Here is an 18,050-nt window from a genome sequence, read left to right on the forward strand (position 1 = left end):
TGCTTGCAATTTGTAATTTCCCTACTAAAGCTCCTTGATCGGATCCCAAAAGTGCTTTTCAAAATTCTGGATTTTATTATCCACAATTTCAATTCCTTCATTTTCCAAAAGCTGTTGCATTAGGTTTGTGCCCTGAAAATGATGCTTCCCGGTTAACAATCCGTTTCGGTTTACCACACGATGTGCAGGAACCTCGTGTTTTTTGCTCGCATTCATAGCCCAACCCACCATCCGAGCGCTTCCGGCAGCACCTAAATAATTTGCTATTGCACCATACGATGTAACCCTTCCGAAAGGAATGCATTTTACGACCGAATGTACTTTGTCAAAAAAACTCGGGTCGGCCACGTTACATTTGTTTTATAATTTTCAGTAGTGTAATTGCAGAGATAATAGCGGTAATTATCCCTATTACATAATTCATATTTAGCTTTAACTTACGGGAATCTTCTTTAGGTCTAAAAAATTGAACGTAAAGTGCCAAACTCCCAAATGTGCCCAGCCCAGCTGCGATAACCGCTAACAATAACGCTGGCTGTGAAAATGAAAAAGCGCCAAAAGTAGAAAATGTAATACTAATATACATCCAATAAGGAATTGGAAGTAGATTGAGCATTGCAATAAAAATACCTAAAAAGAAACGATTCTTTTTTGAATTTTCACCGTGATCGCGAATTTCTCTTCGTGTGTCTTTCGCAATAAACATAAAGTAAATGGTAAGGCTTATAAAAATACCCAAAGCAACTTTTTGAAGCAGACTTACAATCTCCGGATGTTTGCCTATATATCCTGCAAAAATCAAGGCTACATAGGTTTGGATCATCACTGTAATACAAACGCCAATGGAAAAAAGGAAGCCCTTTCTTCGCCCCTCTTTCATACTTATTTTTGCCGCGTACATATTTATTAATCCAGGCGGCAACACCCCAATAAATGACCCAAATAAACCTATAAGTAAGTTGTAAAAAATTGCCATTTAGGGCCTTAGTTTCTGTGAATATAATAAAATTTTAACTAACGGAATTTAAACCTGATATAGGTTATTTTTTTTCCTTTTTCAAGATATTGGTTTTCATAAAAGGTTTGAATAGCCGTTACAGCTTCGGGAGCGCCATCGCTTCCGTACACGTCGTGGTGAGCGTATTCTATTATTTCGTCCAATCCGTGCAATAATCCAAGTGTATAACCGTGCATAAATTCGCTATCGGTTTTTAGATGAACTACCCCATCTGGCTTTAAAATCTTTTTATACTTATTCAGAAAATCCTGATTTGTGAGGCGGTGTTTAGTGCGTTTAAACTTTATTTGGGGATCGGGGAATGTAATCCAAATTTCATCTACTTCGTTTTCGTCAAAAAGCTGATCTACGAGTTCTATTTGCGTTCTAAGAAAACCAACGTTTGTATAATTTTCTTCCAAGGCAGTTTTTGCTCCACGCCAAAAACGGGCGCCCTTAATATCTATTCCCAAAAAGTTTACGTTCGGGTTGGCTTTTGCCAAACTTACACTGTATTCTCCTTTGCCACAGCCAAGTTCTAGCACGAGTGGGTTTTCATTTTTAAAAAATCCTTTCCGCCAATTACCCTTTAACTTCAGCGAGTTGTTTTGCACTTCCTCCCGCGAAGGCTGTACTACATTTTTAAAAGTTTCATTCTCCTTAAAACGTCTCAGTTTGTTTTTACTTCCCAAAATTTTCAAATTTTCGGTAAAATTAAGGAAATAAAATGCTGCTGCAATTATTGCTACCTTTGTTTTATGCCGCAGCAGAAGACAATTTTGGTAGCGCCCTTAAATTGGGGTCTTGGGCACGCTACGCGTTGTATCCCAATTATTCGCGCGTTGCTTAAACAAAACTTTAATGTTTTAATTGCTTCAGATGGAGCTGCATTATTATTGCTAGAAAAAGAATTTCCGTATTTAGAGGTTTTTGAACTTCCTTCCTACAATATTACATATCCCGAAAAGCAAATATTTTTTAAATGGAAAATGTTTTTAAAACTTCCACAATTACGGCGAACCATTATCGCAGAAAATAGGTTTATAAAAAAATTAATGTCGGAAAGGGAAATACACGGTATAATAAGCGACAACCGATTTGGCATAAGAAATAGCACCATTCCTTCAATTTTTATAACTCATCAACTTCGCGTTTTAACCGGAAGCACAACGTATTTTAGTAGCAGAATCCATCAAAAAATAATTAAGAAATTCAGCAGCTGTTGGGTGCCGGACGTACCTGATTTAATTATGAATCTCAGCGGAAAATTGGGCCATTTAAACAACGAGCCGTTTCCGGTAGAGTACATGGGTGTATTAAGCCGAATGAAAAAAAAGGAGCTGCCCAAAACCATAGATATTTTATTGTTGCTCTCCGGTCCCGAACCACAGCGCACTCAATTTGAAAAACTTTTAATAAACGCTTTTAAAGAAAGTGAAAAACGCATTCTAATGGTTCGCGGTATTGTAGAAAATGTTGAAAAATGGGATGACTTTGGAAACATTAAAGCAGTAAACTATTTGCAAACCGACGCATTGGAAGCTACGATAAACGAAAGTGAAATAATAGTTGCTAGATCTGGTTATACTACCATCATGGATTTAACAGTTCTTGAAAAAAAGGTTTTTTTCGTACCTACACCCGGACAATATGAGCAGGAGTATTTGGCAAAACGATTGCATTATTTGGGCATTGCGCCATCGTGTAAACAACAGGATTTTAAAATAGAATTACTAAATAAAATTTTGGTGTACAAAGGCTTAAAAAAACTAGCACATCCGCCAATTAATTATACCAAATTATTTTCCCCTTTCGAGAGTAAATGAAAATTCTGAACCCACACCAAACTGACTCTCGATATAAATTTTTTCATTATGAGCCTCCACGATATGTTTTACAATTGAAAGTCCGAGGCCACTTCCGCCCTCCTTTCTTGAGCCACTTTTATCTATTCTATAAAAACGTTCAAAAATACGCGGAATATTTTCTTTTAAAATTCCTTCACCGTTATCGGTAACCCTTACTAGCACCTTACTTTTTAAAATATTCTCAATACTTACTTCGGTGGTTCCGTCCTGTTTTCCATATTTTAAGGAGTTTACAATAAGGTTTGTGAGCACCTGTTCTACTCGCTCCCTATCTGCATTTACTACTATCTGGCTTGGGTATTCTTTATCGAAAACAAGGGAGATATTTTTCTTTTTAGCTTTCATTTCAAGCAAATCAAAAACATTTTGAACCAAAGTTATAATGTCAAAATTTTCTCTATTCAGCACAAGGCCACCTACTTCTAATTTTGCAATCATATCTAATTCCTTTACAATATAGATAAGCCTTTCCACGCCTTTGTTCGCTCTTCGAAGGTATTCTTTGAGCACTTTTTTATCTTTCATTGCGCCGTCTAGCAAGGTTAAGATATAGCTTTGTACTGTGAATAACGGCGTTTTAAGTTCGTGCGAAACGTTTCCCATAAATTCTTTTCGATAATTTTCGCGAACATTTAGGGTTTCAATTTCAAGTTTTTTTACGTTCACGTAATTCTCAACTTCGCGGGTAAGCACTTCCATATCTGTAGTTACGGAAGGTTTGGGGAAATCTTTCTCGTTTAAAATTCGAACGTCTTTGTATATTTTTTTTATTCGGTGAAAAATAAATTTCTCAACCCTATGTTGAAGTACGAAAAACGAAAACAGAAACAATATAACAAAAAATAAAAGTAGCCAGAGTGAAACCGTTTCTATTAAAAAATATAAAAACACACCCGTCGCCAAAGTAGAAAACAAGGCGATGAGCAGCGAAGTAGAAGCAGCAAAGTTATATTTTCGGGTATACTTCATCGGGAATTAAACAACAAATTTGTAACCAACACCTTTTACGGTTTTAAACCTATCGTCGCCAATTTTTTCGCGAAGCTTCCGAATGTGAACGTCGATAGTTCGCCCGCCAACGATAACATCATTGCCCCAAATTGTGTCTAAAATTACTTCGCGTTTAAACACTTTTCCTGGTTTAGAAGCCAGTAGCGCCAATAATTCAAATTCTTTTCGGGGTAAAATCAACTCCTTTTTACCGAGCATAATTTTATACTCTTCGCGATTAATTGTTAGATTTCCCAGTTTAATTTTCTCTTCTTCATCTTCTTTTTTAAACCTGCGCAACAGTGCTTTCACCTTGCTTACAAGTACTTTCGGTTTTATTGGTTTGGTTATATAATCGTCGGCACCAGCTTCAAAGCCTGCCATTTGCGAATAATCTTCGCCTCTCGCGGTTAAAAAAGTAATTACTGTTTCAGAAAGTTCAGGGATGCTTCTTATTTTTTCGCAGGCTTCCATACCGTCCATTTTCGGCATCATTACATCCATAATGATTAATTGGGGCTTTATTTGTTTTGCTCTATCTATTGCTTCCAATCCGTTTTCGGCAGTTTCAACCGTGTAACCTTCGGAAGTTAGATTGTATTTTACTATTTCAAGAATGTCTGGTTCATCGTCTACCAACAAAATTGTAATATCCTTTTTTTTCATTTTTTATAAATCTTTTTGCGAAGCAGTATTTCTCAATTTAACATTTCAAAGATACTATTATTTAATGTGAGCTAATGTTTAGCATACTTATTGTTAACCATAAGATAACCTTTTATTAATATGAAAAAAATTCTGATTGCGCGGTTGTAATTACAATAGCTTAACAGAGCCTTGCACCTCACTGCCAATTGGTTAGGTTAAAATAATGAATTATATTTGTATATAACCCTTAAACTTTTTCCGATGAAAAAAACTACAGCAGTTGTGGCTCTTTTATTGGCCTCCGTTTCTTTCGCTCAAGTTGCGGGAACCAGTTTTGAGGAGCCAGACACTTTTACTGGAAAATATACGGACACTGGCGATCCGAATATTGCACACGATTTAATAAACAACGCCAGCCAACCGCTTGTAGATTTTGCAAGTATGGGTGGAGAAATGGGCTTTGATGCAAGATACACACCGTACGACTCACCCGGCGTGGGACTATCCGATGGGGATGACGTAGGGGTAACCGATAAAAAACCGTCTTCCGAAGTTCCGTTTACAGCTGGTGAAAACGGCTATAGAATGAGCGATATAGACGGTAATTATATTTTGGAGTTTGATCAGGTAGATTTAACCGGCGTAACTACTCCCGCGATTTCGGTAGATTTTTTAATAGCAATCAATAGCAGCAATCCTGCCAATGGCAATTACGAAGGCGACGGCACAACAAACGAATCGGGCTCGGACCGATTGCGTATTTACATAAAAGACATTACAAATAGCACCGAAATAGACCTTTTTAATTCTACGGGAACAGATCTTGACGATTTAGTACCGTTTAATACAACCACAGGCCAATACGAGTTATCATGGCAAAATGTATTTGGAGCAGTACCATCTAGTGTTGTTCAACTTGTAATTGAAGGAAGAAACAATGCCGGTGGAGAATCATTTTGGTTTGACAATGTTATGTATGTGAGCACAACAGGCGTACCTGAACAAAGCGCCAATCAATTTAATTTATTTCCAAATCCTGCAACCAAGGGAGTTGTAAACATTCGCTCGGCAACCCAAGGGATAAAGAATATTTCTATTTATGATGTACTCGGAAAACTTGTATTAAAAACAGCACTACGGGGCGAAATATTAGATATTTCAAAGCTTAACAGTGGTGTTTATATTTTTAAAATTGAACAAGGCAACCATTCGGCTACAAAAAAACTGGTTGTAAACTAAGGGGTAAATTATAATACAACTTTTAAAGCTTCGGTTTCGGCGGAAGCTTTTTTATTTGCCTATTTTTGAATAAAATTTTGGGCACATTAAATATGTTTGAAAAAGAAATTTTCAATATAAAATCTTCCGAAGAATTTGAGCAGCTTGCCCTAGAAGTTTTTCGATTTCAGTATGAAAATGTACCCGTATATCATAATTTCTGCGATCTGTTAAATACAAAAGTTCACGAAGTAGCAACCCTAAAGCAGATTCCCTTTCTGCCTATTCAATTTTTTAAGAGCCATAAAATAATAGCCCGAAACACTTCGGAAGATACCATTTTTACAAGTAGCGGCACTACCGGAAGTATAACGAGCCAACACTTTGTTTCAGACTTAAAAGTGTACGAAAAGAGCTTTCAAAAAGCGTTCGAGCTACAATACGGCAAGCCCGAAAATTATACAATTTTAGCCTTGCTGCCTTCCTATTTGGAACGCGAAGGATCTTCGCTAATTTATATGGTTGAAAACTTAATAGAAAAAACCAACAATACGCAGAGTGGCTTTTATTTATACGAAATGGAAGCATTGATAAACAAATTAGAAGTTTTAGAAAAAACCCATCAAAAAACCTTATTAATCGGGGTTTCGTATGCTTTGCTCGATTTAATTGAAAAGCAAAACTTTCAGCTTGAGCACACTATCGTTATGGAAACCGGCGGCATGAAAGGTCGCCGAAAGGAAATGATTAAAGAGGAATTACACGAAATTTTAAAAGAAGGTTTCGGCGTTTCTACAATTCACAGTGAATATGGAATGACCGAGTTGCTTTCGCAAGCGTATTCAACAGGTGAAGGTGTTTTTAATTGTCCTCCGTGGATGAAAATTTTAACGCGCGACACCGAGGATGCGTTTACCTATACTTCTGGAAAAACTGGAGGAATTAATGTTATTGATTTAGCAAACCTTTATTCCTGTGCTTTTATTGCAACTCAAGATTTAGGAAAAACGGCAGACGATGGCTCTTTTGAAATTATTGGGCGTTTTGACAGCAGTGATATTCGCGGATGCAATCTTATGGTTTTATAGGGAAAAGTTTAACACAAACGCTTGAATTTCAATGTAAGTAACTCGTAAATACTCCGACCAAACCAGTGTGAAAAAGTGATGATTTTTCATAATTTGGTTGGTTAGTTAATTGAAAATCCCCGTGCAGGTTCTGCCGGGGATTTTTACTATAAATAGCCCAAAAAATTTTGAAAGCTGTTTAAAACGAATGTGCAGTCCAAGCTGCAATAAAATAGATTAAATAGCTTGCTTAGATTTACAAACAAATACTTTTAAAAATTATACGGCCCTAATAATAAAGTAATTTTTTTTGCCGCGCTGTAGCAATACAAACTGACCGTTTATTAAATCGTTTTCCGATACTGTAAAATTGTCTGTGACTTTTTCTTTATTTACCGAAATTGAATTTTCCTTTAAAGCTCGGCGGGCTTCCCCGTTCGATTTTAAAAACCCCGTATTTTCGGCGAGTGCCCCAATAATATCAATTCCATTGGCTAAATCTTCCTTTGAAACATCTGCTTGTGGCACACCTTCAAAAACATCGAGAAAGGTTTTTGCATCCAAAGTTTTTAAATCTGCAGAGGTGGACTTTCCAAATAAAATTTCGGAAGCTTTAACGGCTTTTTCATATTCTTCGGCACTGTGTACCGTTGTAGTTACTTCTTGAGCCAAGCGCTTTTGTAGCAGGCGCAAATGCGGAGCTTCTTTATGTTCAACAATTAAATTTTCAATTGTTTCTTTATCTAAAAATGTAAAAACCTTAATATATTTTTCGGCATCTTCATCGCTCGTATTCAGCCAGTATTGGTAAAACTTATACGGCGACGTTTTATTTGCATCTAACCATACGTTGCCTCCCTCACTCTTTCCAAATTTGGTTCCATCGCTTTTAGTAATTAACGGGCAGGTTAAGGCATACCCTTTGGTGCTGTCCATTCTTCTTAAAAGTTCAGTCCCGGTGGTAATATTGCCCCATTGATCGCTGCCGCCCATTTGTAGGGTACAGTTTAGGTTTCGATTAAGGTGAACAAAATCGTATCCCTGAATTAGTTGATAGGTAAATTCGGTAAACGAAAGTCCATCTGCACTTTCGCCGCTCAATCTGGTTTTTACCGAATCTTTTGCCATCATATAATTAACGGTAATGTGTTTACCCACATTCCGAATAAAATCTAGGAACGAAAAATCTTTAATCCAGTCGTAATTATTAACAAGTACAGCTTGATTTTCTGCTCCCGAAGAAAAATCTAAAAATTGCGACAATTGATTTCTAACACCTTCTTGATTTCTTTTTAGCGTTTCTTCATCTAATAAATTTCGTTCGCTATTCTTCATTGATGGATCGCCAATCATTCCAGTGGCTCCACCAACCAAGGCAACTGGTCTATGGCCGCAGCGCTGATAAAACGACAAGAGCATAATAGGCACCAAATTACCAATGTGCAGGGAATCTGCCGTTGGGTCAAAGCCCACATAAGCAGACCGCATAGATTCCATAAGGTGTGTTTCGGTTTCGGGCATTACATCGTGTATCATGCCTCGCCATTGTAGTTCTTCTACGAAATTTTTCAGCTTCATTTTTATAAAAATTTTGTGCAAAGATAAGGTTCTCAATTTAGAAATATGACCTGAATTACGATGCTTCCGTACATATTTAAGAAATGTTTAAATACGATATCTATTTTTAAGGCTTGCTTTTTAATTTCAATTTCGAAATAGATTTCAAAAAGAGTATTTTCGCATAATGATTTTAGTAACCGGTGGTACAGGCTTGGTGGGTTCGCACCTTTTGTATTTTCTATTAAAAGAAGATGCTCCTGTACGCGCTATATACAGAGAGAGTAGCGATATAAATGCCGTAAAAAAAGTATTTGGACTCTATACTTCGGAAGTAGATTTGCTTTTTAATAAAATTGAATGGGTAGCGGCAGATATAATAGATATACCCGCGCTTACCGAAGCATTTAAAAATGTTGCCACCGTTTATCACTGTGCCGCCACAATTAATTTTGAAGCTTCAAAGTATTCACTTTTAAAAAAGATTAATGAAGAAGGAACAACAAACATCGTAAATCTGTGCTTATCAAACTCTGTTAAAAAGCTATGTTATGTTAGTTCTGTCGCAACCTTGGGTAGCAGTGTGACCAAACAAGCTGTAAATGAAGAAACGCTGTGGAATCCCGATGAAAAAAACAATGTATATGCCATTACAAAATACGCTGCCGAAATGCAAGTTTGGCGCGGAACCCAGGAAGGTCTCGATGCTATAGTTGTAAATCCCGGAATTATTTTAGGTACATCGCCACAGGATGGTGGAAGCAGCCGTATTATTTCACTAGCGAAACGAGGTATATCGTATTATCCTTCGGGAACTATGGGAATTGTTGACGTAAAAGATGTAGTACGCGCAATGATTGCCTTGATGAATTCTGAAATAAGCAATGAAAAATATGTGTTGGTAGGCGAGAATATATCGTACAAAGATTTACTTTCAAAATTAACACGATTATTTGGCAAAAAACCGCCCACTAAAAAATTATCCCGCCAATTAATGTATTTTTTAAGTACGATGGATTGGCTTGCAAGTAAATTGTTTAATACCAAGAGAAACCTAGTAAAACCGATGGTTCGCTCTATGTTTAAAGATTCGCGATACGATGCATCAAAAATTGAAAACGCCATTAATTTTCAATTTACCCATATAGACGACACGCTTAAGCGCGTAACAGATGAAAACAAATAGTTTTTAGATTAAACTATCTTTTAGGGGTTCGTCTTCTATTATTTTTTCAAACTTCTTTTTCCCGACACTATCGTTTAAATCTCTTTCCATTTCGCGAATACTGTCTAATTTATGCTGCATTTGCTTGAGTCGAGTTTCAACTTTTTGAAAAATTTCCATATAGCTATTTACATCCGCGGCGTAATAGGCATTGCTTTTGGCAAATTGTAGGCTATCCACCCCAAAATTGTTATAAATTATTGAATCTAGAATTACGCCCTTATCTATAATAGTTTGGTTGTTTACACTTCGCGCAGCATTGGCCAGATACGATTCGGTTAAGATATCTATCATTTTATCTTTAGAAATAAGGTTTTTTGGTTTTTTTGGTTGTTCCACATTTTGACAACCAAAAAAGCTTAAAACACATACAAAAATAAATAGCCAGTATTTCATTATCTATCAAAGGTTAATCTTTCAGCATTGCTTTTATTCGGAAATTTGAAGTTTTCATACACAACAACACCATTCACCAAAGTATGGGTTATACGCGATTTAAAGATAGTACCTTCAAACGGAGACCATCCGCATTTATAAAGTATATTCTCCTTTTTTACGTTCCAAGGTGAGTTTAGATCTACCAGAACCAAATCGGCTTTATAGCCTTCCCTTATAAATCCGCGTTCCTTTATTTGAAACAGAATGGCAGGGTTGTGCGCAAATTTCTCCACAATTTTCTCTATAGAAATTTTGCCTTTATGATACATTTCTAACAGGGCCACCAAGCCGTGTTGCACCAATGGTCCTCCAGAAGGTGCGCTTAAATATTTATTATTTTTTTCTTCTATCGTATGTGGTGCATGGTCTGTTGCAATTACGTCTATACGGTCGTCCAGCAACGCCTTAAGCAAACCATCTCTATCCTTTTGAGTTTTTACGGCGGGGTTCCACTTTATTTTTGTGCCTTTTAGTTTGTAATCTTCTTCAGAAAACCACAAGTGATGTATACAAACTTCGGCTGTGATTTTCTTTTCGGCCAATGGTTTTTTATTGCTAAAAAGATGTGTTTCTTTTTCAGTTGAAAGATGAAATACATGTAAGCGAGCCCCTGTTTTTTCGGCAAGTTTTATGGCTCTAGAAGAAGAAATATAACAAGCTTCCTCGCTGCGGATTTTTGGGTGAAGTGCAATTGGAATATCCTCTCCGAACTCCTCTTTTGCTTTTTCTAAATTCTTTTTAATAGTGTCTTCGTCTTCGCAATGGGCAGAAATTAGCAACTTGGTTTTACTGAAGATTTCCTCCAGTATCTTAGGATCGTCCACAAGCATATTTCCCGTGGAGGAGCCTAGAAATAATTTTAGTCCCGCCACTTTCTGTGGATCAACTTTTAAAATTTCGTCTATATTATCGTTCGTGCCTCCAAACATAAAAGAGTAATTGGCCCACGACGTTTTTGCCGCAATATCAAACTTATCTTCCAGCAAGTTAATTGTTGTGGCTTGCGGGTTCGTGTTTGGCATTTCAATAAAGGAGGTAATACCACCGGCTACAGCTGCTTTAGACTCCGTTTCAACAGTAGCTTTATGTGTTAATCCTGGCTCGCGAAAATGTACTTGATCGTCTATCATTCCGGGCAGTAAATAACTTCCGTCTGCGTCTATAACTTTAGTTTCGGCAGATTTCATACTTATGGTTTCAGAAATTTCTGCAATACGGCCGTCTTTAACGAGAACGTCTCCCTTTACAATTTTTCCTTCGTTTACTATGTTTGCGTTCTTAATTAAAACTGATTTCATCTGTAGCTTTTATACTTTAATTTACCCAATAAAACTTTTTTAAAAAAAATCCTACCCTGTATTATTTGTTTAATGAAATGATTTTTCATTAAATCGTTTACGGTTAAATACACTTTTAAATTTCATTCCTATCACCCCAAAGATAGCCTCCGAGATAATGCCTGAACTCATTTTGGACTCTCCCTTGGTTCGGTCAGTAAATATAACGGGGACTTCCTTAATTTTGAAATTGCTTATGTAGGCTTTAAACTTCATTTCTATTTGGAAGGCATAGCCCACAAAACGTATATTGTCTAGGTTTATTTTCTCTAAAACACTTCGTCTATAGCAAATAAATCCGGCGGTGGCATCATAGATGTTCATTCGCATAACAAACTGCACATAGCGCGAGGCAAGCCACGAAAGCAGTACCCGGCTCATAGGCCAATTTACAACGTTTACACCTTTTACGTAACGGGAGCCAATGGCAAGATCGTTTCCGTTTTTTTGACAGGCGTTAAACAACCGTATAAGATCGTTTGGGTTGTGGGAAAAATCGGCATCCATTTCAAAAATATAGTCGTAGTTATTTTTCAATGCCCACTTAAATCCAGCAATATAAGCTGCTCCCAATCCCTTTTTTTCAGCTCTATTCAGTAAAAAAAGTTTTTCAGGATACCTGCTAAAATAGTTTTCTACGAGTTTTGCAGTACCGTCCGGCGAGTTATCATCTACAACCAACACGTGAAACTCGCGCTGCAAGGAAAATATTGTGCGCAGCAACCGCTCTATATTTTCACTTTCATTGTAGGTTGGCACCACCACTACCGCCTTAGACATACTGCTATTTTTGCGCAAATGTACCCTTTTTTGAAGAAACAAATGTGAATGAAAATCTAATTCCGAGGCTAAAAAGGAATTATATTTTACTGTACCTTTACCAAAAAAATTGAACGCAGATTATAGCTATAGACTGATAGAAGCCATAGATTGGGCTACCTACTTGCTGCTGGGCTGCTTTGTATTTTACGCAGTTGCCAAATATTACTATCCAAGACGCTTTCACGAATTTTCGTTGTTGCCCTTAACAAACCAGTACTTTTTTGTACACGGTAAAAACGACGAATTAACGCATCCGTTTAACATGATTTTATTTGTGACACAGATAGTATGTGTTTCACTTTTTATATTTCTGTTATTTAATACTTTTAATCCAGAATTGGTTAAAAATAACGACTGGCTGTTTATACAAATTTGCACCGCCTACACCACATTCATCTTGATTAAATTCGCCATTGAGAAAATTGTCGCGAATATTTTTTCAATAGATGATCTAATCAATAATTATTTATATCAAAAGTTGAGTTACCGCAATTTTTTAGGAATATTCTTTTTTGCTGGCAATCTATTCTTTTTATATATGTATCCGCCTACCCCAATGTCGCTCATTATCTTTGGGGGCTTTGCCCTGTTGCTAAACGCTACTGCACTGCTTTACAGCTATAAGAAAAATGGAAAATTGATTTTCCGCAATTTCTTCTATTTTATTTTGTATCTTTGCGCACTTGAAATTTCACCTTATATCATCCTTTACAAGAGCATTGTTTAAGATTTTATATTTAAAAAAAATCAAGACTACCTATGAAAGTGAAAACTATTTTGGTTTCCCAGCCAGAGCCTAAGATTGAAAACTCCCCCTATTTTGAATTAATTGAAAAGCAAAAGGTGAAAATAGATTTCCGGCCCTTTATTCATGTGGAGGGTGTTTCGGGCAAAGACGTTAGAGCCCAAAAAGTAGATCTTGCCAAATATACAGCGGTTATTCTTACAAGTAGAAACTCTGTAGATCATTATTTCAGAATCGCCGAAGAGCTTCGCTTTAAGGTGCCTGATTCTATGAAATATTTTTGTTTAAGTGAAGCCGTTGCTTATTATCTTCAAAAATATGTAGTGTATAGAAAACGAAAAATTTATGTGGGAAAACGTACTTTTTCTGAACTTACGCCACTTATTAAGAAATATAAAAATGAAAAATTCTTACTTCCTTCTTCAGACAAATTGAAGCCGGAAGTTCCAGAAATACTCAACGATCTGAAAGTAGATTGGAAAGAAGCAACTTTTTACAAAACTGTTATTAGCGATCTTTCAGATTTACGCGATGTTTATTACGATATTCTGGTGTTTTTTAGCCCCAGCGGAATTCAATCGTTGTTCGAAAACTTCCCAGATTTTGAACAGAAGGATACACGCATTGCCGTATTTGGGAACACAACGGTAAAAGCAGCTGGCGAACAAGGCCTACGTGTAGATATACAGGCGCCAACACCAGAAACACCTTCTATGACCATGGCTTTAGAAAAGTACATTAAAGAGGTAAACAACAAAAAATAACTTTACCTACTTGCTAAATAAAAAAAGGCTCGCCATATTGGCAAGCCTTTGTTTTATAATTATCTCAGGAAATTATTCTGAAACTGGTGCTCCTGCTAGTATTTCGTCATTGGCGTACGATTCAAACTTGGCAAAGTTTTCCTTAAACGAGTTTGCCAATTCTTTGGCTTGAATATCGTAAGCTTTTTTATTCTTCCAAGTATCTTTTGGATTTAAAATTTCGGCTGGAACATTGGGGCAGGATTTTGGCATCATCAAGTTGAAAATTGGATGTTTTTCAAATTCTACATCCTTTAGTTTTCCATCTAGTGCAGCTGCAATCATAGCACGGGTATATTTAAGCTTCATACGGCTTCCTACACCGTAGGGACCGCCGGTCCAACCTGTGTTTACCAACCAAACATTAACGCCAGAATCTTTCATCTTTTTGCTTAACATTTCGGCATATTCGGTAGGGTGAAGCAGCATAAACGGCGCTCCAAAACAAGCCGAAAAGTTTGGTGTTGGTTCGTTAATTCCATCTTCGGTACCCGCCACTTTGGCTGTATAACCACTTATAAAATGATAGGCCGCTTGTCCCGGAGTTAGTTTTGAAATAGGAGGCAATACCCCAAATGCGTCTGCCGTTAAAAAGAAAATGTTCTTTGGGTTTTCACCAATAGACGGCACTTGAATATTATTAATGTGGTAAATAGGGTAGCTTACACGTGTATTTTGTGTAATTGAAGTATTGGAAAAATCCACCTCGCCCTTATCATCCATGATTACATTTTCAAGGAGGGCTCCAGGCTTTATTGCGTTAAAAATATCTGGTTCGTTCTCTTCAGAGAGGTTTATTACTTTTGCGTAACAACCACCTTCAAAGTTAAATATTTTGTTGTCTGCGGTCCAACCGTGTTCATCATCACCAATTAACTTTCGTTCCGGATCTGCAGATAGTGTGGTTTTTCCAGTTCCAGAAAGCCCAAAGAAAATAGCGGTTTCTCCATCATCACCCACATTTGCCGAGCAGTGCATTGGCATGGTGTTTTTATTTACTGGTAGTATAAAGTTAAGGGCAGAGAAAATTCCTTTTTTAATTTCGCCGGTGTAGCCTGTTCCACCAATTAAGGCAATTTTTCTAGTAAAATTTAGAATTGCAAAATTGTGTTGTCTGGTGCCATCAACTTCTGGGTCTGCCATAAATCCCGGAGCATTTACGATAAGCCATTCGGGATCAAAGGAAGCCAATTCATCTTCATTTGGACGCAAAAACATATTGTGGGCAAATAAATTGCACCAAGGTGTTTCATTAATTACACGTATATTTAATTTGTAGTCTTCATCAGCGCAGGCGTAACTGTCGCGCACATATACTTCCTTTTCAGAAAGATAATCGGTAACCCGATCATATAGTTTATCAAACATATCAGATGGAAAGGGAATATTTATATTTCCCCACCATACTCTCTCACGGGTAACATCGTCTTTCACAATAAACCTATCTTTAGGAGACCTTCCAGTAAATTCTCCCGTATTTACTGCCAGGGCGCCACTAGCGGCTTCAGTTCCCTGTCCTTTTTGTAATGTTTCGCTGTGAAGCTCTTGAGAAGAAAGTTGATATTTAACTTTTGCGTTTTTGATTCCGTATTTTTCAATCGAAATCGTTTTCGTAGCTTGGTTTTTATCGACCATACCTTTTTTAGATTTTGTAGAGTACAAAAGTAGCAAATCTTATAGAGATTGAAGAAAAATAAAAAAACAATTATTACTTCTTTAAGGAAAGCACCGAATAGCCCAAATAAATCCAACCTATTATAAACGTTAATCCGCCGAGAGGCGTAACAAAACCAATACTAGCCGAATTAAAAGGCAAAATTTCGTTTAATGCTAGCAAATAAATTGAACCTGAAAAAAACAGTATTCCTATTATAAAAAACCAGAATACCGTTTTTTTTATTTTTAATGGAATAGCAGGTGCCAATCCCAATGCCAAAATAGCCAAACAATGATACATTTGGTACCGTACGCCCGTTTCAAAAGTTACCAAGGCCGCGGGCGCTACCAAATTCTTTAAACCGTGCGCCCCAAAGGCTCCAATTGCAATGGTAGCAGCAGCAAGAAAAGTAGCCGTCACCACCATATTTTTATTGAAATCTGTCATTTTTAAATTTTGGAATTAGTAATTTCGTGCCATACAAAATCTACCCTCAAAGTTAACAAAAAAACTCCCCCGATGAGAAACATTTTAATTATAGGCGCCGGAAGATCTGCCGCAAGCTTAATACGTTATTTATTAGATAAAAGCGAAAAAGAAAACCTTTTTATTACCATAGGGGACATTTCCATACAGTCTGCGCAAAAGTTCACTGAAGGTCATAACAACGCACGCGGAATTTTGCTGGACGTATTTAACGAAGTGCAGCGCAAGGAAGCTGTTTTAAATAGCGATCTGGTAATTTCTATGCTGCCAGCGCGCTACCATATTGAGGTGGCCAAAGATTGTTTGGAATACGGAAAACACATGGTTACCGCTTCTTATGTAAGTAAGGAAATGCAGGCATTAAATCACAAAGCCGAAGCAAAAGGTTTGGTTTTTATGAATGAAATAGGTCTAGACCCTGGAGTAGATCATATGAGCGCCATGCAGGTTATAGACCGAATTCGTGCAAAAGGTGGTAAAATGCTTCTTTTTGAATCATTTTGCGGCGGTTTGATCGCTCCCGAAAGCGATAATAATTTGTGGAATTACAAATTTACATGGAATCCTAGAAACGTAGTATTAGCGGGCCAAGGCGGTGCTGCGGAATTTATTCAGGAAGGAAGGTATAAATACATACCGTACCACAGACTCTTCCGAAGAACCGAATTTATAAATATTGAAGGCTACGGAAAATTTGAAGTATTGGCAAATAGAAATTCGTTACAATACCAATCTGTTTACGGCCTCGACAATATTCTTACACTTTATCGCGGAACCATTAGAAGAGTTGGTTTTAGCAAGGCTTGGAATATGTTTGTGCAATTGGGAATGACCGACGATACATATACAATTCCGGATTCCAAAAACTTAACATATCGCGAATTTGTAAATTTATTTCTGGCGTATTCACCAACAGATACAGTTGAACTGAAACTTCGTTACGCGCTTAAAATAGACCAAGACGATTTAATGTGGGAAAAATTAGTGGAATTAGACATTTTCAATAAGGAAAAAACAATAGGTATTGAAAATGCAACCCCAGCCATGGCGCTTCAAAAAATATTGGAAGAAAAATGGACCTTGGCACCGGAAGATAAAGATATGATTGTAATGTATCACAAATTCGGTTACGAATTAGATGGTAAAAAACACCAAATTGACAGCCATATGGCTTTAATTGGCGAAGACCAAACCCATACGGCTATGGCAAAAACAGTTGGTTTGCCGGTTGCAATTGCTGCTGTAAAAATTTTAAATGGTGAAATAAATACACCCGGCGTTCAACGACCAATTGCAAAAGAAGTTTATGAACCAATTTTAAAAGAACTGGAGGAAAATGGCGTTATTTTCCGCGAAGAAGAAGTAAGATACCTAGGGTATAATCCAGATAACCTAAGTTAAAAATAATGCGCATTACACATTTACGATACCAAAAAAACCCGCGAAATTCGCGGGTTTTTTATTTCAATAAATTATTTAAAATCGTTTATTATCTTCTTCCCATGAAAATAGAGATAAAGTAAAGCAGGGTTGCTAAAGACCCAAGCGCCGCAACTACATACGTTCGCGCAGCCCATTTTAAGGCATCTTTTGCACCATCGTGTTCTTTTGGAGTAACCATATTATTGGTTTCTAACCAAACCAAGGCACGCTTACTCGCATCAAACTCCACCGGAAGGGTAATAAATGCAAATGCCGTAGTTACAGCGAAAAGTATAATACCAACGCCAAAAATCCAAGTGCCAAACGCCGAACCGGTTGCGAATAAAATAATACCCGCCATAATTACAAAATTAGACAGTTTACTGGAAACACTTACCGCCGGAACAATGGTTGATCGTAGCTTTAACCAACTATAAGCAGTAGCATGCTGCACCGCGTGGCCGCATTCATGGGCAGCAACGGCTGCCGCAGCTGCATTGCGCTGCATATAAACCGGCTCACTTAAGTTTACAGTTTTCTTGGCAGGGTCGTAATGATCTGTTAATTGACCGGGCACCGAAATTACCTGAACATCGGTTATACCGTTATCTGCCAACATTTTTTCAGCAATTTCCTTTCCGCTCATTCCATTCTGAAGATGGATTTTGCTGTATTCCTTAAATTTACTTTTTAGTTTATGGCTCACGTACCAACTCACCAAAAAAATAATTCCTGCAATTATATAGTATCCAAACATTTTTTTAGTTTTT

19 protein-coding genes are annotated in these 18,050 nt (G+C 37.1%); 7 read left to right on the forward strand and 12 right to left on the reverse strand.

The features are described 5' to 3' along the window. Positions 1–24: 24 nt before the first annotated feature. The 3 genes from VZD24_RS06120 to trmB are packed head-to-tail and all read right to left on the reverse strand — an operon-like array spanning position 25 to position 1,689. Positions 25–348 carry an MGMT family protein gene (locus VZD24_RS06120; protein WP_342687044.1) on the reverse strand — a complete coding sequence of 108 codons (324 nt, stop codon included), beginning with the start codon at positions 346–348 and terminating at the stop codon, positions 25–27. 1 nt (position 349) lies between these two features. Then, on the reverse strand, positions 350–976 hold the full coding sequence (locus VZD24_RS06125) for a LysE family translocator (RefSeq protein WP_342687043.1): 627 nt from the start codon (positions 974–976) through the stop codon (positions 350–352). Between the two features lie 38 nt (positions 977–1,014). Continuing rightward, entirely contained in the window at positions 1,015–1,689 is a 675-nt protein-coding gene (gene trmB / locus VZD24_RS06130) for a tRNA (guanosine(46)-N7)-methyltransferase TrmB (RefSeq protein WP_279449288.1), read from the reverse strand. 66 nt (positions 1,690–1,755) lie between these two features. On the opposite strand from trmB, the gene VZD24_RS06135 reads away from it, so the two are divergent. Beyond that, a complete protein-coding gene (locus VZD24_RS06135) occupies positions 1,756–2,823 on the forward strand; it encodes a glycosyltransferase (protein ID WP_342687042.1) in 1,068 nt (355 codons plus the stop codon). Here the strand turns inward: VZD24_RS06135 and VZD24_RS06140 are convergent. Continuing rightward, on the reverse strand, positions 2,797–3,834 hold the full coding sequence (locus VZD24_RS06140) for a sensor histidine kinase (RefSeq protein WP_342687041.1): 1,038 nt from the start codon (positions 3,832–3,834) through the stop codon (positions 2,797–2,799). The two genes, VZD24_RS06135 and VZD24_RS06140, sit on opposite strands and share 27 nt — an antisense overlap. A gap of 6 nt (positions 3,835–3,840) precedes the next feature. Then, on the reverse strand, positions 3,841–4,521 hold the full coding sequence (locus VZD24_RS06145) for a response regulator transcription factor (RefSeq protein WP_279449291.1): 681 nt from the start codon (positions 4,519–4,521) through the stop codon (positions 3,841–3,843). A 243-nt stretch (positions 4,522–4,764) separates the two neighbouring features. Between VZD24_RS06145 and VZD24_RS06150 the strand changes: the two genes are divergently transcribed. Both VZD24_RS06150 and VZD24_RS06155 read left to right on the forward strand, forming a co-directional pair. Next, on the forward strand, positions 4,765–5,742 hold the full coding sequence (locus VZD24_RS06150; protein WP_342687040.1) for a T9SS type A sorting domain-containing protein: 978 nt from the start codon (positions 4,765–4,767) through the stop codon (positions 5,740–5,742). A gap of 92 nt (positions 5,743–5,834) precedes the next feature. Then, entirely contained in the window at positions 5,835–6,809 is a 975-nt protein-coding gene (locus VZD24_RS06155) for a LuxE/PaaK family acyltransferase (RefSeq protein WP_342687039.1), read from the forward strand. Between the two features lie 258 nt (positions 6,810–7,067). Here the strand turns inward: VZD24_RS06155 and tyrS are convergent, their stop codons facing one another. Then, positions 7,068–8,366 (reverse strand): tyrosine--tRNA ligase, encoded by a 1,299-nt coding sequence (gene tyrS, locus VZD24_RS06160; protein ID WP_342687038.1) that lies wholly within the window; start codon positions 8,364–8,366, stop codon positions 7,068–7,070. Positions 8,367–8,532: 166 nt separating this feature from the next. Here tyrS and VZD24_RS06165 point away from each other — a divergent pair, with 166 nt between their 5' ends. Next, entirely contained in the window at positions 8,533–9,531 is a 999-nt protein-coding gene (locus VZD24_RS06165) for an NAD-dependent epimerase/dehydratase family protein (protein ID WP_342687037.1), read from the forward strand. Positions 9,532–9,534: 3 nt separating this feature from the next. Here the strand turns inward: VZD24_RS06165 and VZD24_RS06170 are convergent, their stop codons facing one another. The 3 genes from VZD24_RS06170 to VZD24_RS06180 all read right to left on the reverse strand — a co-directional run bounded on the left by VZD24_RS06170 (position 9,535) and on the right by VZD24_RS06180 (position 12,125). Further along, a complete protein-coding gene (locus VZD24_RS06170; protein ID WP_279449296.1) occupies positions 9,535–9,909 on the reverse strand; it encodes a DUF4296 domain-containing protein in 375 nt (124 codons plus the stop codon). Positions 9,910–9,965: 56 nt separating this feature from the next. Continuing rightward, positions 9,966–11,306: a dihydroorotase gene (locus VZD24_RS06175; protein WP_342687036.1), complete on the reverse strand. Its 1,341-nt coding sequence runs from the start codon at positions 11,304–11,306 to the stop codon at positions 9,966–9,968. Positions 11,307–11,375: 69 nt separating this feature from the next. Continuing rightward, on the reverse strand, positions 11,376–12,125 hold the full coding sequence (locus tag VZD24_RS06180; protein ID WP_279449298.1) for a polyprenol monophosphomannose synthase: 750 nt from the start codon (positions 12,123–12,125) through the stop codon (positions 11,376–11,378). Between the two features lie 109 nt (positions 12,126–12,234). Here VZD24_RS06180 and VZD24_RS06185 point away from each other — a divergent pair, with 109 nt between their 5' ends. After that, positions 12,235–12,894, forward strand: a complete 660-nt coding sequence (locus VZD24_RS06185; RefSeq protein ID WP_342687035.1) for a DUF4271 domain-containing protein — start codon at positions 12,235–12,237, stop codon at positions 12,892–12,894. Between the two features lie 32 nt (positions 12,895–12,926). Then, the gene (locus VZD24_RS06190) at positions 12,927–13,676 is read left to right on the forward strand and encodes a uroporphyrinogen-III synthase (RefSeq protein WP_279449300.1); all 750 of its coding nucleotides are present in this window, start codon (positions 12,927–12,929) and stop codon (positions 13,674–13,676) included. A gap of 72 nt (positions 13,677–13,748) precedes the next feature. Here VZD24_RS06190 and pckA read toward each other — a convergent pair whose 3' ends face one another. Together pckA and VZD24_RS06200 are read right to left on the reverse strand one after the other, a co-directional pair. Then, positions 13,749–15,350, reverse strand: a complete 1,602-nt coding sequence (gene pckA / locus VZD24_RS06195) for a phosphoenolpyruvate carboxykinase (ATP) (RefSeq protein ID WP_279449301.1) — start codon at positions 15,348–15,350, stop codon at positions 13,749–13,751. A gap of 73 nt (positions 15,351–15,423) precedes the next feature. After that, on the reverse strand, positions 15,424–15,819 hold the full coding sequence (locus tag VZD24_RS06200; protein WP_279449302.1) for a DUF423 domain-containing protein: 396 nt from the start codon (positions 15,817–15,819) through the stop codon (positions 15,424–15,426). Between the two features lie 72 nt (positions 15,820–15,891). On the opposite strand from VZD24_RS06200, the gene VZD24_RS06205 reads away from it, so the two are divergent. Continuing rightward, positions 15,892–17,259, forward strand: a complete 1,368-nt coding sequence (locus tag VZD24_RS06205; protein WP_342687034.1) for a saccharopine dehydrogenase family protein — start codon at positions 15,892–15,894, stop codon at positions 17,257–17,259. A gap of 88 nt (positions 17,260–17,347) precedes the next feature. Here VZD24_RS06205 and VZD24_RS06210 read toward each other — a convergent pair whose 3' ends face one another. Then, entirely contained in the window at positions 17,348–18,037 is a 690-nt protein-coding gene (locus VZD24_RS06210; protein WP_279449304.1) for a zinc metallopeptidase, read from the reverse strand. Between the last annotated feature and the right edge of the window lie 13 nt (positions 18,038–18,050).

This window comes from Aequorivita flava (assembly GCF_038742595.1).
GTDB classification, from domain to species: Bacteria; Bacteroidota; Bacteroidia; order Flavobacteriales; family Flavobacteriaceae; genus Aequorivita; species Aequorivita marisscotiae.

Excerpts from the sequence above, each read along its gene's own strand:
- VZD24_RS06125 (WP_342687043.1), bottom strand. The coding sequence starts at position 976 with ATGGCAATTTTTTACAACTTACTTATAGGTTTATTTGGGTCATTTATT.
- VZD24_RS06135 (WP_342687042.1), top strand. The coding sequence starts at position 1,756 with ATGCCGCAGCAGAAGACAATTTTGGTAGCGCCCTTAAATTGGGGTCTT.
- VZD24_RS06140 (WP_342687041.1), bottom strand. The coding sequence starts at position 3,834 with ATGAAGTATACCCGAAAATATAACTTTGCTGCTTCTACTTCGCTGCTC.
- VZD24_RS06145 (WP_279449291.1), bottom strand. The coding sequence starts at position 4,521 with ATGAAAAAAAAGGATATTACAATTTTGTTGGTAGACGATGAACCAGAC.
- VZD24_RS06150 (WP_342687040.1), top strand. The coding sequence starts at position 4,765 with ATGAAAAAAACTACAGCAGTTGTGGCTCTTTTATTGGCCTCCGTTTCT.
- VZD24_RS06155 (WP_342687039.1), top strand. The coding sequence starts at position 5,835 with ATGTTTGAAAAAGAAATTTTCAATATAAAATCTTCCGAAGAATTTGAG.
- tyrS (WP_342687038.1), bottom strand. The coding sequence starts at position 8,366 with ATGAAGCTGAAAAATTTCGTAGAAGAACTACAATGGCGAGGCATGATA.
- VZD24_RS06165 (WP_342687037.1), top strand. The coding sequence starts at position 8,533 with ATGATTTTAGTAACCGGTGGTACAGGCTTGGTGGGTTCGCACCTTTTG.
- VZD24_RS06175 (WP_342687036.1), bottom strand. The coding sequence starts at position 11,306 with ATGAAATCAGTTTTAATTAAGAACGCAAACATAGTAAACGAAGGAAAA.
- VZD24_RS06180 (WP_279449298.1), bottom strand. The coding sequence starts at position 12,125 with ATGTCTAAGGCGGTAGTGGTGGTGCCAACCTACAATGAAAGTGAAAAT.
- VZD24_RS06190 (WP_279449300.1), top strand. The coding sequence starts at position 12,927 with ATGAAAGTGAAAACTATTTTGGTTTCCCAGCCAGAGCCTAAGATTGAA.
- pckA (WP_279449301.1), bottom strand. The coding sequence starts at position 15,350 with ATGGTCGATAAAAACCAAGCTACGAAAACGATTTCGATTGAAAAATAC.
- VZD24_RS06200 (WP_279449302.1), bottom strand. The coding sequence starts at position 15,819 with ATGACAGATTTCAATAAAAATATGGTGGTGACGGCTACTTTTCTTGCT.
- VZD24_RS06205 (WP_342687034.1), top strand. The coding sequence starts at position 15,892 with ATGAGAAACATTTTAATTATAGGCGCCGGAAGATCTGCCGCAAGCTTA.
- VZD24_RS06210 (WP_279449304.1), bottom strand. The coding sequence starts at position 18,037 with ATGTTTGGATACTATATAATTGCAGGAATTATTTTTTTGGTGAGTTGG.